Source organism: Corynebacterium variabile (assembly GCF_006539825.1).
Lineage (GTDB): Bacteria > Actinomycetota > Actinomycetes > Mycobacteriales > Mycobacteriaceae > Corynebacterium > Corynebacterium variabile.
Genome location: NZ_BJNT01000003.1, coordinates 37,164 through 63,109 on the forward strand (window position 1 = coordinate 37,164; position 25,946 = coordinate 63,109).

Annotated in this window: 20 protein-coding genes, 2 pseudogenes and 1 riboswitch; of the genes and pseudogenes, 8 read left to right on the plus strand and 14 right to left on the minus strand. The window is 68.7% G+C overall.

The window, feature by feature from the left end:
• Positions 1 to 126 precede the first annotated feature (126 nt).
• Positions 127 to 1,404 (plus strand): N-methyl-L-tryptophan oxidase, encoded by a 1,278-nt coding sequence (gene solA / locus CVA01_RS01155; protein ID WP_141327972.1) that lies wholly within the window; start codon positions 127 to 129, stop codon positions 1,402 to 1,404.
• Here solA and CVA01_RS01160 read toward each other — a convergent pair.
• On the minus strand, positions 1,323 to 2,066 hold the full coding sequence (locus CVA01_RS01160; RefSeq protein WP_082796444.1) for an IclR family transcriptional regulator: 744 nt from the start codon (positions 2,064 to 2,066) through the stop codon (positions 1,323 to 1,325). The genes solA and CVA01_RS01160 overlap by 82 nt on opposite strands.
• Positions 2,067 to 2,141: 75 nt before the next feature.
• Between CVA01_RS01160 and CVA01_RS01165 the strand changes: the two genes are divergently transcribed.
• Complete coding sequence (locus tag CVA01_RS01165; RefSeq protein WP_141327974.1) at positions 2,142 to 4,763, plus strand: GcvT family protein; 2,622 nt, start codon at positions 2,142 to 2,144, stop codon at positions 4,761 to 4,763.
• Here CVA01_RS01165 and CVA01_RS01170 read toward each other — a convergent pair.
• On the minus strand, positions 4,753 to 5,685 hold the full coding sequence (locus CVA01_RS01170; protein WP_141327976.1) for a LysR family transcriptional regulator: 933 nt from the start codon (positions 5,683 to 5,685) through the stop codon (positions 4,753 to 4,755). The two genes, CVA01_RS01165 and CVA01_RS01170, sit on opposite strands and share 11 nt — an antisense overlap.
• Before the next feature lie 83 nt (positions 5,686 to 5,768).
• Between CVA01_RS01170 and CVA01_RS01175 the strand changes: the two genes are divergently transcribed.
• From CVA01_RS01175 to CVA01_RS01190, 4 genes are read left to right on the plus strand one after another with little or no spacing between them, the layout of a single operon-like run.
• The gene (locus tag CVA01_RS01175; RefSeq protein WP_244938078.1) at positions 5,769 to 7,100 is read left to right on the plus strand and encodes an aromatic ring-hydroxylating oxygenase subunit alpha; all 1,332 of its coding nucleotides are present in this window, start codon (positions 5,769 to 5,771) and stop codon (positions 7,098 to 7,100) included.
• Positions 7,097 to 8,377 carry a flavin reductase family protein gene (locus CVA01_RS01180; protein ID WP_141327978.1) on the plus strand — a complete coding sequence of 427 codons (1,281 nt, stop codon included), beginning with the start codon at positions 7,097 to 7,099 and terminating at the stop codon, positions 8,375 to 8,377. Before CVA01_RS01175 ends, CVA01_RS01180 begins: the two co-directional genes overlap by 4 nt.
• 29 nt (positions 8,378 to 8,406) lie before the next feature.
• Positions 8,407 to 8,730 (plus strand): putative quinol monooxygenase, encoded by a 324-nt coding sequence (locus tag CVA01_RS01185; protein ID WP_141327980.1) that lies wholly within the window; start codon positions 8,407 to 8,409, stop codon positions 8,728 to 8,730.
• Between the two features lie 24 nt (positions 8,731 to 8,754).
• The gene (locus CVA01_RS01190; protein ID WP_141327982.1) at positions 8,755 to 10,218 is read left to right on the plus strand and encodes an L-serine ammonia-lyase; all 1,464 of its coding nucleotides are present in this window, start codon (positions 8,755 to 8,757) and stop codon (positions 10,216 to 10,218) included.
• Here CVA01_RS01190 and CVA01_RS01195 read toward each other — a convergent pair.
• From CVA01_RS01195 to CVA01_RS01225, 9 genes and pseudogenes are all read right to left on the minus strand, one after another.
• Positions 10,215 to 12,035: an alpha/beta-hydrolase family protein gene (locus CVA01_RS01195; protein ID WP_244938079.1), complete on the minus strand. Its 1,821-nt coding sequence runs from the start codon at positions 12,033 to 12,035 to the stop codon at positions 10,215 to 10,217. The two genes, CVA01_RS01190 and CVA01_RS01195, sit on opposite strands and share 4 nt — an antisense overlap.
• On the minus strand, positions 12,028 to 12,609 hold the full coding sequence (locus CVA01_RS15635; protein WP_441580846.1) for an ATP-binding cassette domain-containing protein: 582 nt from the start codon (positions 12,607 to 12,609) through the stop codon (positions 12,028 to 12,030). Before CVA01_RS15635 ends, CVA01_RS01195 begins: the two co-directional genes overlap by 8 nt.
• An 18-nt stretch (positions 12,610 to 12,627) precedes the next feature.
• A pseudogene (locus tag CVA01_RS15640) lies at positions 12,628 to 13,026 on the minus strand (ATP-binding cassette domain-containing protein); the annotation flags it as partial.
• Between the two features lie 114 nt (positions 13,027 to 13,140).
• Positions 13,141 to 13,914, minus strand: a pseudogene (locus tag CVA01_RS15645) (ATP-binding cassette domain-containing protein); the annotation flags it as partial.
• Positions 13,915 to 13,942: 28 nt separating this feature from the next.
• Positions 13,943 to 14,992, minus strand: coding sequence for a 4-diphosphocytidyl-2C-methyl-D-erythritol kinase (locus CVA01_RS01205; protein WP_141327987.1), 1,050 nt, complete (start codon positions 14,990 to 14,992; stop codon positions 13,943 to 13,945).
• The gene (gene rsmA / locus CVA01_RS01210; RefSeq protein WP_014010558.1) at positions 14,989 to 15,945 is read right to left on the minus strand and encodes a 16S rRNA (adenine(1518)-N(6)/adenine(1519)-N(6))-dimethyltransferase RsmA; all 957 of its coding nucleotides are present in this window, start codon (positions 15,943 to 15,945) and stop codon (positions 14,989 to 14,991) included. The genes CVA01_RS01205 and rsmA overlap by 4 nt, the downstream gene beginning before the upstream one ends.
• Before the next feature lie 47 nt (positions 15,946 to 15,992).
• On the minus strand, positions 15,993 to 17,123 hold the full coding sequence (locus CVA01_RS01215) for a resuscitation-promoting factor (protein WP_141327989.1): 1,131 nt from the start codon (positions 17,121 to 17,123) through the stop codon (positions 15,993 to 15,995).
• Between the two features lie 60 nt (positions 17,124 to 17,183).
• Positions 17,184 to 18,026, minus strand: a complete 843-nt coding sequence (locus CVA01_RS01220) for a TatD family hydrolase (protein WP_141327991.1) — start codon at positions 18,024 to 18,026, stop codon at positions 17,184 to 17,186.
• 10 nt (positions 18,027 to 18,036) lie between these two features.
• A complete protein-coding gene (locus CVA01_RS01225; RefSeq protein ID WP_141327993.1) occupies positions 18,037 to 18,723 on the minus strand; it encodes a TenA family protein in 687 nt (228 codons plus the stop codon).
• Positions 18,711 to 18,811: riboswitch (TPP riboswitch) on the minus strand. It overlaps the preceding gene by 13 nt.
• A 181-nt stretch (positions 18,812 to 18,992) precedes the next feature.
• Here CVA01_RS01225 and CVA01_RS01230 point away from each other — a divergent pair.
• Positions 18,993 to 20,195 (plus strand): MFS transporter, encoded by a 1,203-nt coding sequence (locus CVA01_RS01230; RefSeq protein WP_141327995.1) that lies wholly within the window; start codon positions 18,993 to 18,995, stop codon positions 20,193 to 20,195.
• A 336-nt stretch (positions 20,196 to 20,531) separates the two neighbouring features.
• Entirely contained in the window at positions 20,532 to 21,254 is a 723-nt protein-coding gene (locus CVA01_RS01235) for an XRE family transcriptional regulator (RefSeq protein WP_141327997.1), read from the plus strand.
• A gap of 6 nt (positions 21,255 to 21,260) precedes the next feature.
• On the opposite strand, the gene metG is transcribed toward CVA01_RS01235, so the two are convergent.
• Genes metG through rsmI form a run of 3 tightly spaced genes read right to left on the minus strand, consistent with a single transcriptional unit; the run spans position 21,261 to position 25,943 of the window.
• Positions 21,261 to 23,126 (minus strand): methionine--tRNA ligase, encoded by a 1,866-nt coding sequence (gene metG, locus CVA01_RS01240; RefSeq protein ID WP_141327999.1) that lies wholly within the window; start codon positions 23,124 to 23,126, stop codon positions 21,261 to 21,263.
• An 18-nt stretch (positions 23,127 to 23,144) separates the two neighbouring features.
• A complete protein-coding gene (locus tag CVA01_RS01245; RefSeq protein ID WP_373862651.1) occupies positions 23,145 to 24,974 on the minus strand; it encodes a BCCT family transporter in 1,830 nt (609 codons plus the stop codon).
• Positions 24,975 to 25,019: 45 nt separating this feature from the next.
• Positions 25,020 to 25,943: a 16S rRNA (cytidine(1402)-2'-O)-methyltransferase gene (rsmI, locus tag CVA01_RS01250; RefSeq protein ID WP_141328001.1), complete on the minus strand. Its 924-nt coding sequence runs from the start codon at positions 25,941 to 25,943 to the stop codon at positions 25,020 to 25,022.
• Between the last annotated feature and the right edge of the window lie 3 nt (positions 25,944 to 25,946).

Genomic DNA, 25,946 nt, shown 5'->3' on the forward strand with positions numbered 1-25,946 from the left:
CAGCTCTTGCATGCCCTTCTGCCGCAATCTAGCGTGTTGCGTATAGCAGCCGTAATTGCATAATCCGCAACGTATCACCGTCCATCAGCGTCAGAGTCCACAGCCCGATCCGGAGGACACCACACCATGCAGCACTTCGACGTCATCATTCTCGGCACCGGTTCCATGGGAGGAGCGGCAGCCAACGCCCTGGCAGAACGCGGTGTCAGCGTCCTGGGCATCGAGGCCTTCGAGCCCGGCCACGACCAGGGCGCCGCCCACGGCGGGACCAGGATCATCCGTCAGTCCTATTTCGAGAGTCCGGACTATGTTCCCCTGCTCCGCCGGTCCTACGAACTCTTCCGGAAACTCGAAGAGGAGTCCGGACGGGACATCATGCAGCTCTGCGGCGGGATCTACATCGGCGACCCGGACAGTGTGACCTTCGTCGGGTCGAAGGTCGCCTCCGAGCTGCACGACCTGGACCACGAGATCCTCACCGCCGACGAGATCCGGGTCAGGTTCCCCACCATGGACCCGGCCGACGATGCGCTCGGGCTCTACGAGGCGAACGCCGGCTACGTCCGCCCCGAGGAGACGACCATCGCCAATGCCGAGGTCGCAGCGAAGAAGGGCGCCACGCTCCACTTCCACGAGAAAGTGCTTTCCTGGCGCACCACTGACGACGGGAGCCTGACCGGCGGAGTTGAGGTCACCACCGACAAGGCCACATACACGGCCGACAAACTCATCGTCTCGCCCGGCGCGTGGGCACCGGTGATGCTGCCCGAACTGAATCTCCCGCTGCAGATCGACCGGATGATCTTCTACTGGTTCTCCCCCGACTGCACCGAGGAGGTCCCCTTCGGGAGCTGGAGCGAGGAGAACCACCCCGTCTACATCGAGCAGACCAACGGAAACGACCAGATCTACGGTTTCCCCGCGACCGACGGCCCCGACGGAGGCGTCAAGCTCGGCTTCTTCAGGAAGGGAACCCCCACCACCGCGGACACCATCGACAGGAACGTCTACGACCAGGAGATCGATGAGATGCGGGCCCGCGCCGTCGAGCTGTTCCCCCGCCTCACCGGCGCGGTCGTCCAGGCGAAGACCTGTCTGTACTCGGTGACCCCGGACGAGCATTTCGTCGTCGGCCCGCACCCTGACCATCCGCAGGTCATCGTGGCCTGCGGCTTCAGCGGTCATGGCTTCAAGTTCGTCCCGGTCATCGGAGAGATCCTCGCCGACCTCGCCGTCGACGGGGCAACCGACCACGAGATCTCCCTGTTTGACCCGGCAAGGTTCCGGTCGACGCCGGGGCAGGACCAGGGACAGGGGCCGGCTCAGCGCCAGCGACCGACCGAGGACGCCAGTTCCGCGAGCTGTCCCGCAACTCCGGCGAAACTGTCCGGGGTCAGCCGATGATTCGGGCCGGTGACCGTCAGCACCGCCTCCACGATGCCGTCGGGCAGGTACAGCGGGACCGCGACCGCCGTGATGTGGTCCTCCCACTCCTCGTCGGAGCTCGCCCACCTCTGCTCCCGCACCCGGTCGAGTTCGGCGGTGAGCGCCTCGGCGGTCACGATGGTCCGGTCGGTGTATGCCTCCAACTCGCGGGCGGCGTCCTGCGCTGCATGTCCGTCGGTCAGCGCGAGCAGCAGTTTTCCGGAACTCGTCGCATGTCCTGGCGTCCTGCGTCCCAGGTAGTGGTGCGGGGAGAGCAGTCCGGCACCGACGGCCTGGGCGACGTTGACGGCGTAGATGTCGTCGAGGACGGCGACATTGGCGGTCTCACCGGTCGCCTCGGCCACCCGGTCACAGAGCAGCTGCGCGGCACCGGAGAACCCGGCGCGGTCAGTCACCGCGCCGGCGAGTCGCAGCAGTCCGAATCCCAGCCGCCACTGTCCGCCGGCACCGTCCTGGTCGACGAGGTCGTGGTCGGCAAGCGTTGCGAGCAGCCGGGTGGCGCTGGACTTGTGCACCCCCAGGTGTTCGGCGATCTCCCCCGTCCCCGCCTGCCCGCGGGACGCCAACAGGTCAAGTGCCGCAACGGCCCGGTCGACTGACTGCACTGACTGACTTCCCATACCCGCACCGTACGTAGCAGATTGCGTATCACGCAACCTGGCACCACCTGCCGCACCGTCACGAGGAGTCCTCCGATGTCCGTCCTCCCCACCACCGTCTCCCCCACCGACCGCATCGTCATCGTCGGCGCCGGCGTCGTCGGCGCCGCCCTCGTCGATGAACTGGTTCTCCGCGGCGCGACCGATGTCACGCTCATCGACCAGGGACCGCTCTACGCCACCGGCGGGTCCTCCTCACATGCACCCGGCTTCGTCTTCCAGACCAATCCCTCCAGGGTGATGAGTCTGCTGGCCCAACGCACCCTGGACAAGCTCGACGGGCTGGAGCTCGACGGCGCACCACTCATGGACCGGGTCGGCGGACTGGAGATCGCCACCACGGACACCCAGCTGACCGAGTTGAAACGACGTCTCGGTTTCGCCCGGGCCTGGGGTGTGCCCGCCGAACTCGTCGGCCCGGAGCGCGTCGCCGAACTGTGGCCGGGGCTGAACACCGACCTCATTCTCGGAGCACTCCACTCCCCCACCGATGCTGCGGTCCACTCCGCCCGGGCCGTCGAGTTCCAGGCCCGGCGCGCTGAGGCGGGCGGCGCCCGCGTCCTCGGACTCACCCGCGTCACGGAGGTGCTCACCGGGGATGACCGGGTCACCGGCGTCGTCGTGGAGGACGCGGGCGACACCGGTGCCGGCAGAGAGGCACCCCACACGATCCCGGCCGATGTCGTCGTCACCTGCGGCGGGATCTGGGGCCACCCGCTGGCGAAGGCTGGTGGCCTGCGCGTTCCGATGCACCCGATGGAGCACGGCTTCGCGTGGACGGGCCCCGTCCCCGACCTGCCCGGGGCCAGACCGGACGGCACCCCGCTACGGCCGGAGGAACCCGCCAGGCCCATCGTCCGTCATCAGGGTGCCGGCATCTATTTCCGCGAGTTCGGCGACCGGATCGGTATCGGGGCCTACGAGCACCGCCCGCTGCCGCTGGACCCGGACGACCTCACCGACACCGCCCACATGCTCGCCACCGGGGAGCATCCGGCGAAGCGTCGGTTCACCCCGGAGGACTTCGCGTTCACCCGTGAGGAGATGGGTCGCATACTCCCGGCGGTGAAGGACCTGGACCTGGAGGACGAGTTCAACGGCGTCTTCTCCTTCACGCCGGACGGTGGCCCGATGCTGGGCCCGTCGCCGCACGTCGACGGCTTCTGGTGCGCCCAGGCGGTGTGGGTGACGCAGTCCGCCGGCGTCGCCCAGGTCATGGCGGACTGGATGCTCACCGGGAACCCCGGCATCGACACCCACGAGCTGGACCACACCCGTTTCGATCCTGCGCTGCTCTCCGACGGGTGGATCCGGGGTCGCGCAGCCGAGAACTATGACGAGGTCTACGACGTCCACTTCCCGCATCAGTCCACCGGGGTGACCCGCGGACTGAAGACCAGCCCCTTCCACCTGCGCATGGAGCAGGCCGGGGCGGTGTTCGCCGAGCACAACGGATGGGAGCGCCCGCTGTGGCACGAGTCGAACCGTACGCTGCTGGAGGACCCGGAGTTCCTCACCCGGGACGCCCGCGTCATCCCGGGACCGGTGGAGCCACCCACCCCGGAGTCCGTCAACGCTCCGGTCCCGGTCGCTGTCCCCCGCAAGGACGCCTGGGGGCGTGTCAACTGGTCGCCGGTGGCCGCCGCCGAGGCCTGGGCCACCCGCAACCGGGCCGCACTCTACGACATGACCTCGCTGACCCGGATCCTGGTGCGTGGCGCCGGCGCGACGGAGTTCCTCGAGGAACAGTGCTCCAACCTCATCGACAAGCCGGTCGGCAGGACCCTTCCGGTGGTCTACTCCCTGCTGCTCGACGAGGCCGGCGGCGTCCTCTCGGACGTGACTGTCACCCGCCTCGGCGACGAGGAGTACATGCTGGGTGTCAACGGGGCGATGGACGTGACCCGGTTGACGACGCGGGCCGTCGGCCGGGGTGCGGTGACCGTGGATGACATCACCACCTCGACCTGCTGTCTCGGACTGTGGGGGCCACGGGCCCGGGACATCCTCACTCCGCTGGTCGAGGGCGACATCAGCAACGACGGCCTGAAGTACTTCCGCGGTCAGAAGATGTTCATCGCCGGCGTCCCGGTGCTCATCCAGCGCGTCAGCTACGTCGGTGACCTGGGCTGGGAGATCTACACCCCCGCCGCCCACGGGCTGCGGCTGTGGGACGCCGTCTCCGCTGCCGGCGCCGTCCACGGGCTGGTCCCCGCCGGCCGTCTCGCCTTCAACAGTCTGCGGACCGAGAAGGGCTACGTGTCCTGGGGCGCGGACGTCACCCGGGAGAACACCCCGGCGGACGCCGGACTCGACTTCGCGGTGAAGGGCGCGGACCGGAAGCCGACCCCGTTCACCGGGCAGGACGCCCTGGCGGAGCAGCCGTCGAGAGGAATGTCCCTGGTCACCTTCGTCGCCCGTCTCGACGCCGGAACCCCGGAGGCGGGATCACCGGTGCGGGTGGGGGACGCGACGGGCTGGGTCACCGGTGCCGATTCCGGCTACGTCACCGCACAGACCGTAGGCACCGCCTGGGTGCCCGCGGAGTATGCGGCCCCGGGAACCGCACTGCGGATCAGCAGATTCGACCGGGACATCGACGCGGTCATCGTCGACGGCCCGGTCGACGACCCGGCGGGACTGCGGATCAGGCGGTGACGGTCCCGGCGACGGTCCCTGCGTCCGCGGCGGTGCGCTGAAGCAGGTCGACTGCCTCCGCCACCAGCGCGTGGGCGCGGGAGCTGCGGCGCAGCATCACGAGGACGCGGCGGCGGGGCGCGGAGGGACCGTCCAGCGGCACCCGGACGACCGGCAGGTCGGAGCTGAGCTGCACCAGCCGGGGGACCAGACCGACGCCGAGGCCACGGGAGACGATCTCGACGCTGGACACCCAGTCGGCGACCTCGTGGACGACCCGGGGTGTCGCACCGGCGGCGGTGAAGGCGGTGGTGAACAGGGCGCGGTAGGTGGTGCCGGGGTGGTCGGCCACCCACGGGTCGGTGGCGAGTTCCTCCAGCCGTACCGTGGCGCGTCCTGCCAGGGGGTGGTCGGCGGGGAGGAGTACGTCGAGGGGGTCGTCGAGCAGCGGGATCTGCTCGATCTGGGAGGTCTCGGTGTCCGGGGCGGCCTGCATCGACACCGTGACGGCGACGTCGAGCCGCTCGGCGGTGAGCAGGTCGATGCAACGGTCCGGTTCTGCCTCGGTGATGGTGACGTCGAGAGCCGGGTGGTCGTGGTGGAGCCGGGCGGCGACGGTGGACAGCAGGGCCCCGGTCGCCGAGGAGAAGCCGCCGAGCCTCAGGGTGGTGGGCTCCTGCCCCGGGGTGGCGTCCCGGACCTCGCCGCGGATCTCCTCCCAGAGTGCGACGAGTGCGTCCGAGCGGTCGACGAGGGTGCGACCGGCAGAGGTGAGCCGGAGTCCGCGTCCTTCCCTGGCGACGAGCGGGACACCGACGGCGCGCTGGTACTCCCGGAGCTGGGCGGAGACCGCCGACGGGGAGTAACCGAGGATGTCCGCGGCGGCGGTGACGGTGCCACAGGAGGCGAAGGTCCGCAGCACGGTGAGGCGGTGATCGATCATGGTCAGATCATACGGAAATACTGCACGATATTGTCGATGAATCTGCCATTTATTTCCACGACCGGGGGCTATACATTTGCCCCATGACTCTCGCGCAGCACACGACCGCCAGTACAGCCACCACCGGCCACCGCGACCGCATGCTCGGCCTGCTGCGACGAAGACCGCCCCGAACCTCCCTGGAAGCCCCGCTCTACACCGACCCCGACCTGTTCTCCCTCGACATGCAGGGCATCTTCGCCACCCAGTGGTTCTTCGCCACCACCGAAGCCGAGATCCCGGAACCCGGCGACTACGTCACCGTCGACATCGGCACCCTCTCACTGATCATCGTCCGCGACGACGACGGTCAGGTCAACGCCCTCCACAACGTCTGCCGGCACCGCGGAGCCCGCGTCATGACCGACCGACGCGGCACCACCGCCCGCCTGACCTGCGCCTACCACTCCTGGACCTACGCCACCGACGGCACACTGCTGCACGCGTCCTCCCCCGGCGAGACCTTCGACCGGACCTGCTTCTCGCTGCGCACCGCGCACGTACGCTCCGTCTGCGGCCTCGTCTTCGTCTGCACCGCCGCCGAGCCGCCCACCGACATCGACGACCTCGCCGCCACCGTCACCCCGTACCTCGCCGGCTTCGACATCGCCTCGGCGAAGGTCGCCACCCGGATCGACCTCATGGAGGAGGGGAACTGGAAACTCACAATGGAGAACAACCGGGAGTGCTACCACTGCGGCGGGCACCCCGAACTCGCCTGCTCCCTCTTCGCCACCTGGGGGCTCACCGCGGACACCGTCCCGCCGGAGCTCGCTGCCGACTGGGACCGTTCCCTTCTCGCCGACGCCGCCCTCCGGGAACGCTGCACCACCCACGGCCTGCCCTGGGACATCGTGGAGCACCTCACCGACCGCGACGCCGGGTTCCGAATCTCCCGCGAGGCCCTCGACAAGGCCGGCGAGTCCTTCTCCGTCACCGGTGAGCGGCTGTCCCGGAAACTCATGGGTGACCTGCCGGACTTCCGGCTCGGCCGCACCTCGCTGCATGTCCAGCCCAACGCCTGGTTCCACGGACTGTCCGACCATGTCATCACCTTCGCCGCCTACCCGGTCAGCGCAGACCGGACCCTGGTGCGCACCACCTGGCTCGTCGCCGAGGACGCCGTCGCCGGCGAGGACTACGACGTCGACGAACTCACCCACGTATGGCGGCACACCAATTCGCAGGACGCCGACTTCGTCCAGCTGGCCCAGCAGGGTGTCTCCTCCCCCGCCTACGTCCCCGGCCCCTACATGCGCAGTGAGGACCAGGTCGAGGCCTTCATCGGTTGGTACACCGACCACATGATCCGGCACCTGGATCACCTGGATCACCTGGATCACCTGGATCACCTGGATCCCGGGGAGCGCTCATGAGCAGCGTCATCGTCGAACAGTTCATCCCGTCTGCCGTTCCTCCGGTCAACGGCGTTCCCCGGCGTCCCCGGCGTCGACTCGACGCGACCGGGTCGGTCATGCCCTGGGCCGCCGACGCAGCCACCGGTGCCCGGGCGGAGATCCTGGCCCGCGACTTCGCCGGTATCGCCCCACCCTCGGCCCCCGAGGAGTTCGATGTCGAGGTCACGGAGATCCGGGACGAGACGCCGTCGATGTTCACCCTCGTCCTGCGCCGGACCGACAACCGGCCGTTCACCCACCGGGCCGGGCAGTTCGTGCGCCTCGGCGTCCCCGTCGACGGTCCGGACGCCGAACCGGTCGACCGGTGCTACTCGGTCTCCTCCTCCCCTGTGCTGTCCGTCTACGGCGACCGTTCCACCTTCACCGTCTGCGTGAAGAAGGTGCCCGGCGGCAGAGTCTCCACCTGGATCCACGAGCAGCTCTCCTGCGGCACGATCCTGGAGGCGCACGGGCCGCTCGGGGCCTTCCACCTTCCCGACGTCGACCGGCGTGCCCGCTACCTGCTCTTCGCCGCGGGCGCCGGGATCACCCCGGTCCTGTCGATGGTCCGCACGCTCGTCGCGCTTCCCGGGCCGGTGAACACCGTGGTCGTCTACCATGCGCGCACACCGCTGGAGTTCGCCTTCGCCGGAGAACTCCGTGATCTCGCCGACCGGACGCCCGGCCTGACCCTCTGCCTGTCACTGGGGACCCTCACCCCGGCCTCCGCCGCGGGCTGGACCGGAAATTTCGGTCGACTGTGCCCGGACACCGTCAGCCAGCTCACCGACGACGCCTGCGGACGCCGGGTCTTCGCCTGCGGTCCGCCCGGCTACCTCGCCACCGCCCGACAGGTCGCCACCGACCTCGGGGTGCCCCGGAACGCCGTCCACGAGGAGACCTTCAATGACACCACCACCTCTGTCGACCCGGTACCTGCGGATACTCCCGCCCCGGCCGCCGTGCTCCCCGCCGCAGCCGGCTGCACCGTCGTCTTCCGCCGCTCCGGTGGCAGCGTCGAGGTCGCACCCGGCGAAACCCTCCTCGAGGCAGGGCGCCGCGCCGGTGTGCCACTGCGTTCCCAGTGCGGCAACGGCGTCTGCGGGTCCTGTGCGGTACAGAAACTCTCCGGGGCGGTCGACATGGACGACCACGGCGGACTGCGGCAACGGGAGATCGACGGCGGGAAGATCCTGCTGTGCTGCTCGCGGGTTGAAGCGACCACACCGGGCACCTCCGTCGTCCTGGACTGCTGAGCCCCTGACCGCTTGGTACGCTGGGCCCCATGATTCTCATCAACGTCCGCTTCCGTCCCCTGCCCGAGTACGTCGACAACTTCCGTGAGGTCGTCGCCGACTTCACCGCCGCCTGCCGCGCCGAGGACGGCTGTCTCTTCTTCGAGTGGTACCGCAACACCGACGATTCCGACGAGTACCTGCTCATCGAGGCCTACAGGGACGGCGCCGATGTCGCCCACGTGCAGTCCGACCACTTCAAGGCGGCCTGCGAACTGTTCCCCACCGTTCTCTCCGAGACCCCGCAGATCATCAACGACCACATCGACGGTAAGACCGAGTGGGACCGGATGGCGGAGTTCTCGGTCGACTGACACCAGATGATGAGGTGACCTACCGTGACGGTCAGTGTCTTCGAGCTCTTCCGTATCGGTGTGGGCCCGTCCAGCTCCCACACCGTCGGCCCGATGCAGGCCGGACTGCGCTTCGCCCGGCTGCTGCATGAGCGGCGTGAGAGCGCCGGGACGGAGACCGACCTCACCGGCACCTCCACCACACCGGCCGGCACCGTGGCCGGTGGCGCGGTGTCCCGCCCGGCGGGCATCACCGTGATCCTCTACGGTTCCCTGGCCGCAACCGGTGCCGGGCACGGCACCCTGGGGGCCTGTCTGCTCGGACTTGACGGGTGCGACCCGGCATCCGTCACCCCGGACCGTATGGAGTCCCGGCTGCGGGAGATCCGCGACACCCGGACCATCCACCTCGCCGGCGACCCCTCCATGCCGGTCACCTGCGGCTTCGAGGACATCATCCTGCGTCCCGCCGTGGTGCGCACGGTGCACACCAATGCGGTGACGTTCAGCGCCCTCGAGGCCCGCGACGGTGACAGTGCAGCCGCCCCGTTCTCCGAGACCTACTACTCCATCGGCGGCGGCTTCATCCGCACCGCCGACGAGACCGCGTCCGGCATTGTCCTGGCCGGGGAGGCGACCTTCTCCTCCGCGGCGGAACTGCTGCAGCGGGCGGAGGACGCCGGGAGCGTCGCCGCCGCCCAACGTGCCTGTGAGCGGCTCGTCCGGTCCGACCGGGAGATCGACGGTCAGCTCGACGCGATCGTCCAGGCGATGGACGCGTGTGCCGAGCGGGGCATGGGCGCCGACGGCGTCCTCCCCGGCGGCCTGCTGGTCCGCCGCCGGGCCCACCGGTGGTACACCCAGCTCACAGACGAGGACCCGACCTGTACCGCGGAGTTCTCGGAGGACTGGGTGAATCTCGTGGCTCTGGCGGTCAACGAGGAGAACGCGGGCGGCGGCCGGGTGGTCACCGCCCCGACCAACGGGGCCGCAGGCATCATCCCCGCGGTGCTCTTCTACGCCCGGACCTGGACCCGGGCAGGGCGGGCCGACCAGCGGGAGACCTGGCGGAGGTTCCTGCTCGCCGCCGGGGCCGTCGGCTCGCTGTACAAGGAACGGGCGTCGATCTCGGGGGCGGAGGTCGGCTGCCAGGGTGAGGTCGGGTCCGCGGCGTCCATGGCCGCCGCGGGGCTCGCCGAGGTCCTCGGCGGGACGCCGGCCCAGGTGTGCAATGCGGCGGAGATCGCGATGGAGCACTCGCTCGGTCTGACCTGTGACCCCGTCGCGGGCCTGGTGCAGATTCCGTGCATCGAACGCAACGCCATCTCCGCGGGCAAGGCGATCAATGCGGCGAAAATGGCGATGCGTGGCGACGGCAGTCACCGGGTGAGCCTCGACGAGGTCATCGAGACCATGCGCCGGACCGGGGCGGACATGTCCGACCGCTACAAGGAGACCGCCGGCGGCGGCCTGGCGACCACCGTGGCGGTCAACGTCCCGGAGTGCTAACCGTTCCCGCCGATCTCCTTCTCCGGGCCCTGGGTACTCATGGCCTCCTCCAGCTCGCCACGGAGTCTGGAGATGTCGTCATCGGTCCAGCCGTCACCGACGACCGCGGTGAGTCCGTCGATGACGGAGGTCCCGTAATTGTGGCCGTGGCCGTCAGGAACCTTCGCGGCGCGGGGGAGATCCAGGGTGACCTGCCAGAAGGTGACGAAAGGCATCCAGGTCATCGCCGGGGTGCGGTCGAATCCGGCGGCCTCCTTCAGCCAGTCGGGACGTTTGAGGATGAGGTCCGGTGACCACCACACCACAGGATCCGAGGGGTGCTGGAGGTAGAGCACGCGCGGCGAGCGCCACCCGTCGCTGCCGTCCTCACGGTTGAGTTCATGACGCCAGGCGGTGATGTCCCCGGCATTCTCCGCGAACCGCACGGTCATGCCGCCGGAGTATTCCGGCAGGGCCTCGCTGGTTCCCGGATCGCGGCGGGAGACGAAGTCACGGTGCAGCTCATTGCTGTTCGGTGGACCCATCAGCAGCATGCCGTCGACGGCGCCGGCGATGTCACGGATACCGGAGAAGGCACTCTCCGCGGCGGTGGTGCCGAGGGACTCACCGTAGATGTACAGCTTCGGACGGGCATCCTCGGGCAAGGTGTGCCACCAGTCGACCACGGCGGTGATCAGTTCACGGCCGTAGTCCTCCACCCGGTCTCGGTCGGTGACGAACTGGACGGCACTGGGCACGTCCGAATACTGGGCGGAGGCGATGGCCGAGTCGCCGTCGAACATCAGCTCGAAGGCCTGGGCGGTGGTCGGATTCACCCAGCCGGTACCGGTCGCCGGGGCGACAAGCAGGGCCTTGCGTTCCTCGGCGCCGGTACGCTGGAGCTCACTGACGACATGCTGGGCACGCTCACGGTCGTCGTCGCCGTCGTCCATGCCCGCATAGGCGCGGATCGGCTCCTTCGACGGGCGTCCGGTGAGATCCTCCAGCTGGTCCTTGTACAGACCCAGCGCGGTGAACCGGGTGCCGTAGGCCCCGAGATCCTCCCACTCGGTCGGCGATCCCGGGCCACCGGAACGCTCACTGGCGTACGGCTTCACCAGGTCAGGCCGGACCGGCTCGGAACTCACGGAGAAGAACTGCTCCGTCGCCCGGCGGATGGTGCCGGGCAGCACGAAGTCGACGATGAGGACGGTGGCGATCGCCACGGCTCCCCAGGACGCCAGAAGTCGCAGACCGTAGCGGGAGTTGTTGCCGGGCACGGCGGTCGCCAGCACCCCGGCGAAGGCCGAGACGGCGCGGCCGATGGCGACGAACAGGGCCCACACCAGCAGGCCGACCGGCAGGACCAGGAGGAACTGGGCGAGGGTGTAGGACCGCGCGCCCATGAGCTCAGCGAGATACTGCTGCCAGCGCACGGCACGGATCATCCAGAGCAGCAGCGCAACCGGGATGATGACCAGCAACGCGATCCGCACCCTCCCCCACCACACGGCGGGGATGCGCCGGCTGCCGGTCAACCGGTTCCACAGCGGTTCGATGACGTCCCGGCACCAGAGGTTCCAGTTGAGCAGCAGGAACAGTCCGATGAGGTGCCCGGTCGCCGCGGACAGCCCCGAGGCGATGCCCTGGTACAGCCAGGTACGCGGCACCAGCGACGGGGTCAGGGACAGTGCGAAGGCGATGCCACCGAGGACAAGCCCCCAGATATTGGGCGGCAGCGGGCGGCGCAGGCCGAAGAATCGCGCGATCCGTGACCGGGATGCCCGGGCATCATCCGGGGAGTCGTTCAGGTGCTTCTCCAGGACCTCCTCAGACATGTCCCTCCTCTCGCATTTCGGCCACCTCGAGCCACCGCATCTCACAGTCGTCGTGTTCTGACCGTACTCCCTGGAGTTCCCGGTCGAGGTCGGCGAGCAGCGCTGTGTCGATGTTCCCGTCGGCCGGCATTGCGGCGTCGGCGAGCTTCGCGGTGAGGGTGTCCACCTTCGCACTGAGCTTCTGCATCTTCCGCTCCAGCGCGTTGAGCTCCTTCTTCAACTCGCGGTCCTCCTGGGCGGACAGACCCGGGGAGGACGCCGCACCGGACGCCGTGCCTGACGCGGCGTCCTGCCCCGGAGACGCGGAGGACGGGGCCGACGGGGCCGCCGGGGCGGCGATGAGCTCGCGCCGCCGGTCGAGGTACTGCTGGATTCCGCCGGGCAGGTTGGTCAGCTTCCCGTCGCCGAACAGTGCCCAGGTCGAGTCACAGATGCGCTCGATGAGGTAGCGGTCGTGGGAGATGACGACGAGGGTGCCCGCCCACCCGTCAAGCAGACTCTCGAGCTCCTGGAGGGTGTCGATGTCGAGATCGTTGGTCGGCTCGTCGAGCAGCAGGACGTTCGGCTCGGCCATGAGCACGCGGGTGAGCTGCAGGCGGCGTCTTTCGCCACCGGAGAGGTCACGGATCGGGGTGCGCTGCCGCTTGGCGGAGAAGCCGAGGCGTTCGGCGAGCTGGGAGGCGGTGAGTTCCTTCCCGCCGATCTCCACACGGGTGGCGACGTCCTCTACGGCGTCGAGCAGGCGTCGTTCGCCGTCGAGGTCCTCGAGTTCCTGGCGCAGCCACCCGATCTCGACGGTGCGTCCCTCAATGCGCTTACCCGCCGCCAGCGGGTACTCCCCCGCCAGGGTGCGCAGCAGGGTGGTCTTGCCGGAGCCGTTGACACCGACCAGTCCGATCCGCTCGCCGGGGGCGAGCCGCCAGGTGAGGTCGTCGACGAGGACGCGGGCCTCCGGGGGCGGGGTGGTGACCGTGGCGTCCTCCAGCTCGATGACCTTCTTGCCGAGCCGCTTCGTGGCGAAGCTCATGAGTTCGACGTTGTCTCGCGGCGCAGGGACGTTCTTGATCAGCGCCTCTGCGGCCTCGATCCGGTAGCGCGGCTTGGAGGTACGGGCCGGGGCACCGCGGCGCAGCCAGGCAAGTTCCTTGCGGGCGAGGTTGGCGCGGCGCTGCTCCTCGGCGTCCGCCTGGCGGGCGCGCTCGGCGCGGGCGAAGGTCCAGTCGTTGTAGCCGCCCTCGAAGACGTCGATGGTGCCGTCGTGGACCTCCCAGGTGGTGGTCGCGACGGTGTCGAGGAACCAGCGGTCGTGGGTGACGACGACGAGCGCACAGCGACGGTGCAGCAGGTGCTGTGCGAGCCACTCCACGCCCTCGACGTCGAGGTGGTTGGTCGGCTCGTCGAGGATGACCAGGTCGAGGTCGCGGACCAGGGCGGCGGAGATGCCGACTCGGCGTCGTTCGCCACCGGACAGCCCCTCCAGCGGGGTGTCCATCCCGGCACCGTCGCCGAGGTCGTTGACGCCGATGCCCTCCAGGACGTCGCGGATCCGCGGGTCGGACGCCCACTCGTGGGTCTCCAGTGTGCCGGATGCACCGGTCAGTCCGGACAGGACCGCCTCGCCGACGGTGGTTCCGGGCAGGTCACTGTCCTGGGAGACGACCGCCATGCGCAGGTTGTTGTTGCGGGAGACGCGTCCGGAGTCGACGGTGTCGAGCCCTGCGAGGATGCGGATGAGCGTGGACTTGCCGCCGCCGTTGAGTCCGACGACACCGATCCGGTCGCCGCTGTTGACCCCGATGCTCACACCGTCGAGGAGGGTCTTGAGCCCGTAGGACTTGTCGACGTTCTCGAGGTTGATGAGGTTGACTGTGCTGGCCATGGAGTTCTCTCAGTGCTTCTTTCGGGGTTCAGGCGGGTCGTGTGCCGTGGGAGGAGGACGCGGCGACGAGGGTGGGGCCGGTGTGTCCGGCGACGGAGACGGCGGTGGCGACCTCGACGGCGTGCTCGCGGTCGGAGCAGAGCATCGCGACAGTCGGACCGGGACCGGCGACGACGGTACCCAGGGCTCCCGCTTCACGGGCGGCGGTGAGGGTACGACGCAGTTCCGGACGCAGACTCACAGCTGCGGACTGCAGGTCGTTGGCCAGGAGGTCGGCGAGTTCGGTCGGGTTGTCGGTGAGCAGGGCACGCTGCACGGCGGTGACGTCGCCGACCCGGACATCGGGGCGCTCACCGCGCGCCACCGCGTCCCGCTGGACGTCCAGGCGGTCGAGGACCTCCTGGTATGGCAGCGGACGGGGATCGAGCGCCAGGGCCCAGTGCCGGGTACCGCGACTCATCACCGGAACAAGGTCGGCGGCACCGGGCGTGGTGCCGGTGGCCATCACCGTGCCGCCGAGCAGGTGGGCGGGTACGTCCGGTCCGAGGGACACCGCCAGGTCCTGCAGCTCGGCGTCGGTGGGTCGGGGCGCGAGGGAGTAGCCGGCGTCGGCGGCACCGTCACCGTGGAGGAGTTCGCGGGTGGCGACGAGGGCTGCTGCGGCGTCGGCGGACTCTGCGTCGGTGTCCCCGGTGTCGCTGATGTCAGGGATCCCACGGACGATGTCGATGTGGATCTGCGGCAGGACGGCCTGCGGTGCAAGGCGGTGGTACCGCTCCACGACGGCGGTGACGGCGGCGACAGCGGCGAGTCCCTTGTCTCCGTCGGAGGCCGGCCGCGAGTGCTTCCCGGTGACGTCCACCCCGGTGATCTCCGGGACGTCCGACGGGCCGGTGACCGTAACGGTGACGGTCTCGGTGAGGTCGAGAGCCTGACGGACAGTGACGCGGTCACGGCGACCGTCAGGGTGGCGGTCGCCCACACTCGACCAGAGGGTCAGCATGCCCTGGGCCGTCGCCGTGGCGGCTCGTGGCAGTCCGGTGTGCTCGGCGGGGTCCGGCATATCGGGGGCTGTCATTGTCCGGTGTCCTGCGGTGAATCCTGGGCAGAGGCCAGAGAGGCGACCGCGAGGTCGACGAAGGAACCGGTGTCGAGCTTCTCACCCCGCTCCTTCGGGTCGATACCCGCCGCGGTGAGCACGGCCTCCGCGTCCGCCCCGGAACCGAAGTGTCCGGAGAGGGCGGCGCGCAGGGTCTTGCGGCGCTGGAGGAAGGCTGCGTCCGTCACCGCGAAGACCTCCTTGCGGAGGGTCTCGGGATCGTGACTGGTCAGGGCATCCTGCCAGGGTCGGTCGCTGTCGGTCCACCGGTCGATGCGCACCAGGCCCGAGTCGATCTTCGGGGCGGGCCAGAAGACATTCTTGCCGATGGTGCCGGCTTTGGAGACCGCGCCGTAGAACCCGGCCTTCACACTGGGTACGCCGTAGATCTTCGACCCGGGGGACGCCGCGAGCCGGTCGGCGACCTCCAGCTGGACCATCACGAGGACGCGGCGGATCGACGGGAACTCCTGCAGCAGGTGCAGCAGCACCGGGACCGAGACGTTGTAGGGCAGGTTCGCGACCAGGGCCGTCGGGGCGGGGACTCCTGCCTCGGCCAGATCCGCTGCGGTGAGGGTGAGTGCGTCATGGTCGATGACCGTGACGTCGTCGGCGCGGGCCGGGGCGAACTCCACGATGGTGCGAGGAAGCCGTGCGGCGAGCCGCTTGTCGAGCTCCACGGCGGTCACCCCGCCTGTTCCGCCGACCTGCTCCAGCAGGGCGAGGGTCAGGGAGCCCAGCCCCGGGCCGACCTCGATGACGTGGTCGTCGGTGGACAGCTCGGCGGCCGAGACGATGCGCCGCACCGTGTTCGGGTCGATGACGAAGTTCTGCCCCATCTTCTTCGTCGGGGTGATGTCGAGTTCCGCTGCCAGGGCCCGGATCTCGCCGGGCCCCAGCAGGCGTACCGTGTTCTCTTCGCTGTCCGTCACATGTCGAGGATAGCCTGTCGGGGACGGACGATCTATCAGCGGATCTCTCAGCGCATACCCATGCTGGAGGTGCAGGCGGGCCAGGCACCCCAGCCCTGTGCGGCCTGGACCTTCTCGGCCACGGCGATCTGCTCTTCGCGGGAGGCCATGTAGGCCTCCGGGGCGTACTCGGTGCCGCCGAACGCGGCCCAGGTGGACGGGGTGAACTGCAGGCCGCCGGAGAAGCCGTTGCCGGTGTTGATGGACCAGTCGCCGGTGGCCTCGCACTGGGCGAGCTGGTCCCAGACGGAACCGTCGGAGACGGAGGGGGCGGAGGAACCGGTGCCGCGGCGCACGACGCGCTCGGTGGCGGGCTTGATCTCCTCGCGCTTGAGCTCGTCGCGGTTGGTCTCGACACCGTTGAGGGTGTGGACGCGGACGGTGACACGGGCGGTACCGGCGGTACCCTCCTCGATGACCTCTTCCTCACCCTTGGCCATGTCCGGGTCCTCGATGACCTTCTCCGGCGGGGCGATCTCCTGCTCCTCGGTGACCTCCTCGGAGGTCTTCCGGGTGACGTCGATGTGCATGTCGTCGGTGACCGGGGTGTCCGCGGACGGGGTGACGACATCCTCCTTGCCCAGCGGGGCACCGCGCATCTCGAGCACGTCGGCCACGGTCGGGGCGGACATGGTGAGGCGGGCGGGGGTCTCGTCCGGCTGGCCGTCGTTGAGCGTGAAGATTTTCGGCGAGGTGATGTCGAGCTCCATGCCGTCGAGCGGAATGGCCGAGGTACTGGCGGTGGTGGAGCCGGCGTCGATGTCGAGCTCGTCCAGGAGCTCGGAGACCGTCATCTTGGTGGTGTCGACGGTGCGGGACTGACCGTCGACGACGAGGGCGACCTGCCGGGCGGAGCGGACCGTGACGTGGGAGCCGTCGGAGACGGACTCGCTGAGGCCCGGGGTGACGAGGTCGCCGTCGGAGACGTCGACGCCCTCGGAGGACAGGATCGACTCAACGTCGCCGCGGACGGTGCTGGCCTTGAGGATCTTGCCGTTGACGTCGAGGGTGACGTCCTTGTGGTTGGTGGCGACGACGGCTCCGCCGACCACGAGGGTGGCGAGCATACCGCCGGTGGCGACACGCAGCGGGACGGAGCGGGTGTGGTTGATGCGGTGGAGGGTCGACTTGTTCTTCACTCAGATCACGATACGGTAACGATGCGCTGGCGGCAAAGTTATGTGACAAGTGTCCCGTAATTATTCCGTGATCCGGTAGAGCTCACGCGCATTGCGTGTCACCTGGGCACCTAGTGCCTCTGGAGTCACACCCCTCACTTCTGCGACACAGCGGGCGGTGTATCCGACGAACGCCGGTTCGTTCCGCGCACCGCGGAATGGTTCTGGCGTCATGAACGGTGCATCGGTCTCGACGAGGATCCGCTCGGTCGGGCAGATCCGTGCCGCCTCCCGCAGTTCCTCATTGCGTCTGAAGGTCACGTTGCCGCAGAAGCTCAGCCAGTAGCCACGGTCGGCCGCCGCCTGCGCCACCCCCAGCGGCGAGGAGAAGCAGTGCAGCATGATCCGCAGATCGTCCGGGGCGTCCTCCAGGACACGCAGCAGGTCGGCGTCCGCCTCCCGGTTGTGGATCATCAGCGGCTTGTCCAGCTCATGGGCCAACGCCATGTGCCAGCGCAGCGCGGACTCCTGGACGTCCAACGGGGCGGTCCGCTCCGGCTCGTGGGTGATCCAGTAGGTGTCCAGCCCGGTCTCCCCCACCGCCACGCACCGCGGATCGGCGGCAAGCTCACGGAGCTGGTCCTGCACACCGTCCTCGAAGAGCTGGTCCGCCCTGGTCGGGTGGATGGCGCAGGCCGCGAAGACCCGCTCGTCGGCGTGGGCGGCCTCGAGAGCCTGGACGGACTCGGCGAGGTCGTCGCCGACGGTACAGACCTGATGCACGCCCACCGCCGCGGCACGGTCCATGATCGCGGCCACCTCGTCCTGCGTCGTCGCCCTGCAGGACGCCAGGTGGGTGTGCGCGTCGAAGAGTTCCGGCAGCGGCTCGGGCGGGACAGGGGTCAGACGCTTCTTCTTCGACATGGCTGTCAGGTTAGCGGTGCTCCCCGAAGAACTGCAGTTCCAGGTCCACGGTGCGGCGGAAGTACTTCCGTGCCAGGGCGGCGTCTTCCTCGGAACGCGCCCCGGCCCGGTCGATCTCGGCGCGGAGGAAGTCGATGAGCTGGTGGAACCCGGGGTAGTCGTGCAGCCGGACCCATTCGGCGTGGACATGTCGGGTCGGGTAGCCGTTCTCCGCCGTGCCGTGGTCGCGGTTCTCCGGCCGGGTGGCCCAGTCCAGGTAGAGCCACTCGCAGACCAGCAGGACGCCGAGGATCGCGGCATAGTTGCGGGTGTCAGCGGCATCGGCGAAGAGCTGCTTGAAACCCTCGGTCGCCCTGGTGTCAGGGACCGAGGTGTCCGCACCCAGTTCGGCGGCGGCCTGGCGGAAGTAGGTGTCTTCGTCTCCGGCGACCTCGCCGAGGAACTGGGCGAAGCGGTGGCGTGAGTCGTAGTTGTCCGCGGTGGCGACGGCCGCACCGAGCAGCGCCATGAAGCCGTCGGCGAAACGGTAGTCCTGGACCAGGTAGGTCGCCATGTTCTCGTCCGGCAGGGTGCCGGCGAAGAGCTCGGTGACGAAGCGGTGGGTGGCGGCGGCCTCCCAGGTTTCCGCGTTCTCCGCCCGCAGCGTGTCGCTGAAACGGGTGGTGGGCCGGGTCGTGGGCGCAGCAGAGTCTGCCATGACAATTCCTCCGCGAGTGTGAACTCGATCAGGTTCGACGGGTCTCATCTCAGCCCGGGCCTTCTCCCGGGCACCCCGTGTCACCGACCGAGGGTACCTGCAGAGGTGTTCCGGGGGAGCACCGTGCACGACGCTGCTGAGAGCGCACTGAGCATGTGTCGCTGACCAGGGGAAAGGAAACCCACCGAGAGAGCACACGTCAACCGTTGCAGCCACTGGACACCCACGTATTCCCTTGATGTCATCCCCACCGCAAAGGAGCACCGCCGATGACGACCCCTGCCACACTGTCCCTTACTCCCCGGACCACCCTCGTCCTGTTGCCCACCTCGGTCCTGCCGCTCATCGATTCGAGCCTTGTCAACGTCCTGCTCCCGACGATCAGCCGCGACCTCGGTGTCACGGAGAGTTCCGCCCAGCTCGGGGTCTCCGCCTACATGCCCGCCGCCACCGCCGGCATCGTGCTCTCCACGACCTGCCTGCGACGTTTCGGTACCCGGCACGTCTGGACCGGAACGGCCCTCGTCTTCGCCCTCGCCTCCGCCCTCGTCGGACTCAGCGGGACACTGCCGCTCTTCGTCACTGCCCGGGTTCTCCAGGGTGCGGCCTGCGGCTTCATCAAGCCGGCAGTCCAGCAAATTGCCGCCGACCTCGTCGGACGCGACGGCATGCGGTCCGCCCTGGCGACCATCGGACTGCCCGCGGTCATCGCCCCGGCATTCGGCCCGCTGCTCGGTGGAGTGCTGGTGGACGCCGTCGGTTGGCGCATCCTCTTCCTTGTCAACGTCCCGCTCGCCGCCCTCGCCCTGATCCTCGCCCGCGGCGTGCTGCCGACGACCCCGGGTCGCCGGACGCCGCTGGGCCTCGGCCAGGCGCTGCCTGGCGTCCTCGGCATGGTCGGTCTGCTCTGGGTTGTCAGTGCGGTCGGCACGCTGCCTGCCGGATTCACAGTCCTCATTGCGGCGGCCGCCATCGTGGTCATCGCCGTGTTCTGTGTGGCGGACCTGCGCTCGACCCCTCCCCTGCTCGACATGTCCCTCTACCGCGGACTGCCTTTCGCCACCGTGATGCTGCTGTGCCTCGTCATAGGCGCGGTCTCCTACGGGACGCTGCTGTCGACTTCCCTGCACATCCAGTCCGATCTGGGGCAGCCCGCGTGGGTGGCCGGAATCCTGCTGGGGGTGCAGGGATGCGGCGCCTTGGCGTCCCGCAGTCTCATCAAGGGACCATGGAAGAACATGGACGCCTTCCCTGTCATCGCCGCCGGACTTGTCGTCGCCGCGGTCGGGACGCTCGGCATACAGGCCGTCGGGTCCTGGAACGCGGTCACCGTTGCCGTGGCCGTAGTCGCGTCCCTGATCCGTGGTCTGGGGCTGGGGGCGTGCACGCTGCTCGCCCTGTCCGCCGCCTACGAGGTCGTGTCTGACGGCCAGACTCCGGCAGTCGGAGCGCACACCCGGCTGATGCTGTAGATCGGTGGCGCCCTGGGCACCGCGGCAGTCGGGGTGTGGACGTCATCCGCGATGACGCTCGGCGTCCTTGTCGCTGTGGTGTCCCTGGCGGGTGCTGCCGCAGCTGCGGCTCTCAGACTGTCTCGGGGTCACGGTGCCACTGTGTGACGTACCCTCGGTGACCATGAAAGATCCTGCCGCATTCGGACGACGACTGCACCACGCCAGGGTCGACCGGGGACTGTCCCAGACCGGCCTCGCCGCCGGGATCTGCTCCCCAACTCCATCTCCCGGTGGGAGGACGGGCAGAGCGTCCCGGACCGCAGCGCCCTGGAACAGCTCGCCGACCGTCTGAGGATGGACCCCGCCGTCCTCACCGGGGACGGTTTCGATTCCCAGCTGGCGGGCTCCGCCGACAGGTTCGCTGACCTGCTGCACACGGTGTTCGCCAGGGAAGGCGGCGCAGACGGAACGGACACGGACGCAGCTGACTACCCCGCGTCCCCGACCATCGGGGCATGGATCTCCCACGCCCGATCTGTGCTCACGAGTGCCGATCCGTACTCTGCAGGACCCGATCTCAGGCCTGTCGTCGACGATCTCTCCGTGGATCCGTTGACGACCACCACTCCGGCCGCGCTGGAGACAGTCGAGCTTCTCGACGCAATGGTCAGGGTCCGGGAGACCCCTGACCGTGCGACCGTGGAAGCCCTCACCGACACCCTCACCTGGACCACGGATGCTCCGGAGATGATCCGCAGGACCGCTCTGGTGACCGTGGTCGCAGGCCTGACCGGTGCCGGTATGCCGGTCGCCGCGCGGGGTGCGGTCACACGGGTCGATCCTCCCCGGATCAGTGCGACCACTGCGATACTGCTCGCCTGGGACAACTCTTACGGCAACGCATCCCCCGGCGGCCTGCCTCCGGTAGCTGCGGCCCGGAGTGCCCGTGACGTGGCCGTCAGTGTCCTCGCCCGTATACGGGACACCCCGGAAGAGATCCGCCGGACCGTCGCAGGCGCCGTGGTGGCGTCCTGTCCCGAGGACGGTCTCGTCAGGCGGTGGGCGCAGCGGCTCTGACGGAGCCTAGTCCTTCTCGACGCGGGCCCACTCCGGGCCGGTCTCCGCCAGCTCCGGATCGAGCTTCGTGAACAGCGGCACCGGCTTGGACAGCGGGGTGCCCGGGGTCAGGTCGGTCCTGTCCCAGTGCGCCTGCTGGTTGGCGTAGGCGCCCATGATGACGGGGTAGGCGCGGCCCTTGGCGGGCAGACCCGCACCGACCGGCTCCAGCGGGGAGTCGTCGGTGACCTCGACGACCTTCGGCTGGGCGGCCCACACACCGGCGCCGCCGAGCAGTTCGAAGATCTTCTGCGCGGAGAACGGCAGGTACGGGGTGAGCAGGGTGTTCGCGTCCGCGACGACCTGCAGGGCGGTGAACAGCACCGTGGACAGCCGCTCCCGGGCGGCCGGGTCGGCGGCAGTGTCCTCGGAACCCTTGGCCGCCTTGGCGAGCTTCCACGGCTCCTGGGCGGCGATGTACTGGTTCGCACGGGCGACGATGCGCATCGCCTCGGAGATACCCGCCTTGAACCGGGAGTGCTCCAGGTACTCACCGACGATGCCGAAGGCCGCGGCGGACTCGTCGAGCAGTGCCTGATCCTCGGCGGTGAACTCGCCGGGGGTCGGGATCTCGCCGAAGTTCTTGTGCGCCATCGACACGGTGCGGTTGACGAGGTTGCCCCACTCGTTGGCCAGCTCGGTGTTGATGCGGCGGACGAACTCGTCCCAGGTGAAGTCGGTGTCCATGTTCTCCGGGCCGGCGACGGCGATAAAGTACCGCAGCGCGTCCGGACCGAACTCCTGCAGGAAGTCTCGGACGTAGATGACCACGCCCTTCGAGGAGGAGAACTTCGAGCCGGACATGGTGAGGAACTCGGAGGAGACGACCTCGGTCGGCAGGTTCAGTTCGCCGTACTCGCCGGCCTCACCACCCTTGGCACCATTACCGGCGTAACCGAGCAGTTCGGCCGGCCAGATCTGGGAGTGGAAGGTGATGTTGTCCTTGCCCATGAAGTAGTAGGACAGGGCCTCCGGATCCGACCACCACTTCTTCCAGGCGTCCTTGTCACCGGTACGCCATGCCCACTCGATGGAGGCGGAGAGGTAGCCGACGACGGCGTCGAACCACACGTAGAGCTTCTTGGCCTCATTGTCCTGCCAGCCCTCGATCGGCACCGGGACGCCCCAGTCGATGTCGCGGCTCATCGCGCGCGGACGCATGTCCTTGAGCAGGTTGAGCGAGAAGTTCAGGACGTTGGGACGCCAGCCCTCGCGGGTGGACAGCCACTTCTCCAGGGCCTCGGCGAACGCCGGGAGGTCGAGCATGAAGTGCTCAGTCTCGACGAAGTCCGGAGTCGCACCGTCGATCTTGGACCGCGGGTCGATGAGGTCGGCCGGATCGAGCTGGTTGCCGCAGTTGTCGCACTGGTCACCACGGGCGTCGGTGGCGCCGCAGATCGGGCAGGTGCCCTCGATGAAGCGGTCAGGCAGGGTACGGCCGGTCTTCGGGTCGATCGCACCGACCGTGGTCTGGCGGATCATGTAGCCGTTGTCGTTGAGCCCGCGGAAGAGCTCCTGCACCACGGCGTAGTGGTTACGGGTGGTGGTGCGGGTGAACAGGTCGTAGGACAGGCCCAGGCCGGCGAGGTCCTCGACGATGATGCGGTTGTAGCGGTCGGCCAGTTCCTGGACCGGCACGCCCTCCTTCTGCGCCTGCACGAGCAGCGGAGTGCCGTGCTCGTCGGTGCCGGAGACCATCAGGACCTCGTTGCCCGACATTCGCTGGTACCGGGCGAAGACGTCCGAGGGGACGCCGAATCCGGCAACGTGTCCGATGTGGCGGGGGCCGTTGGCGTACGGCCAGGCAACGGAGGTGAGGACATGTTTCGACATGTCCCCCACCCTATTGCATCAGGACCCGGCCTGATCGCCCGACCCTGGATTCGTCGCGGTCTTCTTCGCGGTCTTCTTCGCGGTCTTCTGCGCGCTCTTCTCCGCCTTGCGCTCCAGCCGCTCATCCTCGCGGGCCTCCCACGGGCTGCGGGCGGACCCCGGCGGGACCTGGTGGCGGCGCTCACGGGCGAGCCGCAGGGCGAAGGACCGCTTCTCGTTCTCGTCGAGGAACATCGGGTCCTGTGACAGTCCCTTGTACAGCGACACACACATGAAGAGGATGAGGATCACGAACGGGCAGGCGGCGACGATCGTCACCGACTGGAGGTTGTTCAGGGAGTCCTCGCCACCGGACAGCAGGAGCACCACGGCGATGAGAGCGGTCAGCAGACCCCACAGGACAGTCAGCCTCCGGTCTGCGACGAGCTTGCCGTTCTGGCTCATGGTGCCCATCACCGTCGAGGCGGAGTCCGCCGAGGTGATGAAGAAGGTCGACAGCAGGATCATCGCGATCACCGAGCTGATGCCGGCGAGCGGAAGATCGTCGAGCAGGTTGAACAGCATCGTCTGTGCGTCACCGTCACCGTAGATCTCGCTGCCGGATTCCTCCGCGTGGATCGCGGATCCGCCGAAGATGGAGAACCAGACGATGGACACCGCGGTGGGGACCATGAGGACGACCACGACGAATTCACGGATCGTGCGGCCGCGGGAGATCCGGGCGATGAAGGTACCGACGAACGGGGACCAGGAGATCCACCATGCCCAGTAGAACAGGGTGGTTCCGGCGAGCCAGTCACCCATGCCTTCGGCGGAGTCCGCGGTGCGGGCAGACATGCCGAAGAAGTTCTGCAGGTAGTTGCCCAGGGAGGTCGGCATGGTGTTGAGGATGACGACCGTGGGGCCGACGATCAGCACGAACAGTGCCAGAAGACCGGCCAGCACCATGTTGAAGTTGGAGACGTACTGGATGCCCTTACCGACACCTGAGTAGGCGGACGCCAGGTAGCACAGTCCCAGAACGCCGATGATGACCATCATCCAGCCAGTCCCGGGATTGTGCACGATCCCGACCGCGTCCATTCCGGACCCGATCTGCAGGGCGCCGAGGCCGAGGGACGCTGCCGTTCCGAAGACGGTCGCGAAGATCGACAGCACGTCGATGAGCTTGCCGAGCCAGCCTTCGGCCCGACGGATGCCGATCAGCGGGATGAACGCCGAACTGAACAGCTGCTTGCGTCCCAGGCGGAAGGTTCCGTAGGCGATCGAGAGGCCGACGATGGCGTAGATCGCCCAGGGGTGCAGGCCCCAGTGGAAAATGGTGGAGGCCATCGAGTCAGGGACGTTCTTCGACCCTTCGCCGGGGATACCGTTCTCGAAGTAGTTCAACGGATCGGCGACGCCGTAGAACATCAGGCCGATGCCCATGCCGGCGGCGAACATCATCGCGATCCAGCTCGCCGTGTTGAACTCGGGTTCCTCGTTGTCCTGGCCGAGCCTGATACGGCCGAACCGGCTCAACCCGATGAACAGGATGAACAGCACGAAAATCGTGCCGGCGACGATGTAGACCCAGCCGAAATCGGTGACGATGACGTCCAGTGCACTGGACGCGAAGTCGGAAAAACTGTCCGGGGCGATGAGCCCCCACAGGACCACGGCAAGCACGAGGGCGGCCGCGAATCCCACGACCACCTTGTCCACGGGCGCGTGCTTGTCCTCCGAGGGAGGCGGCAGCATGCTGCCCACCACGACCGGTGACAGTTTCTCGGAGCTCAGTTGACTGTCATCGGTGACGATCTCAGGATCCGGCGGCTGCTTCTCTGTGTCTCTTGTCGCGTCAGTCATACCCACCCACTGTGCCAGATGCCGACCCTCCACGTTGACCGGAGTTCACCGGCGGCTCGCGAGCACCGCCTCATAGAGCTCCCGCCGAGACGCACCGTGGGCCTCGGCGACGGTCTTGCAGGCCTCCTTCATCCGGACGCCGGACGCCACCTGTTCCTCGACGAGACCGACCAGATCGGTCGGATCCGCCGGGCCAGACTCCGGAGCCGCGGACAGGACCACGGTGATCTCACCGCGGATCCCGGGCCCCTCCCCCTTCTCCGCGGTGGCGGTCGCCTCGGCGACCCACTGCGCCAACTCCCCCAGCGGCGCCCGGCGCACCTGCTCATAGGTCTTGGTCAGTTCACGGCATACCGCGGCTTCGCGGTCGGGACCGAGCACCTCCACCGCCGCATCAAGCGTGCGGCCCAGCCGGTGCGGGGACTCGAAGAAGGCCACCGCCCGCTTCTCGTCGACCAGGGTCTCCAGCCACCGTCGCCGGTCACCGTCCTTGCGCGGGGCGAACCCGTCGAAGGCAAAGTGCCCCACCCCCACCCCAGACAGGGCCAGGGCGGTGGGCACCGCGGAGGGACCGGGCAGGCAGGTCAACGGGACGCCCGCCTCCTGGGCCGCCTGGACCAGCGGCAACCCCGGGTCCGAGACCGCGGGCATCCCGGCGTCCGTCACGACGAGGACGCGGGCCCCGCCGGCCGCACTCTCGACCAGTCCCGCGGCACGGTCGGACTCGTTGTGGTCGTAGTTCGAGACCACCTTGCCGGTGATCTCCACGCCGAGGGCGTCCGCCAGGGCACGGGTACGGCGGGTGTCCTCCGCGGCGATGATGTCGGCGCTGCCCAGGGCGTCGATGAGGCGGACCGAAGCGTCCAGTGCGGTCCCCAGCGGAGTGGCCGCGAGAATGATCCCGCCGTGGGGGAAGGGTCGGTCGTCGGCGGCGCGGGACAGCAGGTCTGCGAACTCAGGGGTCTCCATGTC

Coding starts and splice junctions, on each gene's coding strand:
- CVA01_RS15635 (WP_441580846.1), bottom strand. CDS start 12,609: ATGGCCGAGCCGAACGTCCTGCTGCTCGACGAGCCGACCAACGATCTC.
- CVA01_RS01225 (WP_141327993.1), bottom strand. CDS start 18,723: ATGGCAGACTCTGCTGCGCCCACGACCCGGCCCACCACCCGTTTCAGC.
- CVA01_RS01175 (WP_244938078.1), top strand. CDS start 5,769: ATGACTCTCGCGCAGCACACGACCGCCAGTACAGCCACCACCGGCCAC.
- CVA01_RS01180 (WP_141327978.1), top strand. CDS start 7,097: ATGAGCAGCGTCATCGTCGAACAGTTCATCCCGTCTGCCGTTCCTCCG.
- solA (WP_141327972.1), top strand. CDS start 127: ATGCAGCACTTCGACGTCATCATTCTCGGCACCGGTTCCATGGGAGGA.
- CVA01_RS01160 (WP_082796444.1), bottom strand. CDS start 2,066: ATGGGAAGTCAGTCAGTGCAGTCAGTCGACCGGGCCGTTGCGGCACTT.
- CVA01_RS01165 (WP_141327974.1), top strand. CDS start 2,142: ATGTCCGTCCTCCCCACCACCGTCTCCCCCACCGACCGCATCGTCATC.
- CVA01_RS01245 (WP_373862651.1), bottom strand. CDS start 24,974: ATGACTGACGCGACAAGAGACACAGAGAAGCAGCCGCCGGATCCTGAG.
- CVA01_RS01195 (WP_244938079.1), bottom strand. CDS start 12,035: ATGTCTGAGGAGGTCCTGGAGAAGCACCTGAACGACTCCCCGGATGAT.
- CVA01_RS01205 (WP_141327987.1), bottom strand. CDS start 14,992: ATGACAGCCCCCGATATGCCGGACCCCGCCGAGCACACCGGACTGCCA.
- rsmI (WP_141328001.1), bottom strand. CDS start 25,943: ATGGAGACCCCTGAGTTCGCAGACCTGCTGTCCCGCGCCGCCGACGAC.
- CVA01_RS01235 (WP_141327997.1), top strand. CDS start 20,532: ATGGACCCCGCCGTCCTCACCGGGGACGGTTTCGATTCCCAGCTGGCG.
- CVA01_RS01230 (WP_141327995.1), top strand. CDS start 18,993: ATGACGACCCCTGCCACACTGTCCCTTACTCCCCGGACCACCCTCGTC.
- metG (WP_141327999.1), bottom strand. CDS start 23,126: ATGTCGAAACATGTCCTCACCTCCGTTGCCTGGCCGTACGCCAACGGC.
- CVA01_RS01185 (WP_141327980.1), top strand. CDS start 8,407: ATGATTCTCATCAACGTCCGCTTCCGTCCCCTGCCCGAGTACGTCGAC.
- CVA01_RS01220 (WP_141327991.1), bottom strand. CDS start 18,026: ATGTCGAAGAAGAAGCGTCTGACCCCTGTCCCGCCCGAGCCGCTGCCG.
- CVA01_RS01170 (WP_141327976.1), bottom strand. CDS start 5,685: ATGATCGATCACCGCCTCACCGTGCTGCGGACCTTCGCCTCCTGTGGC.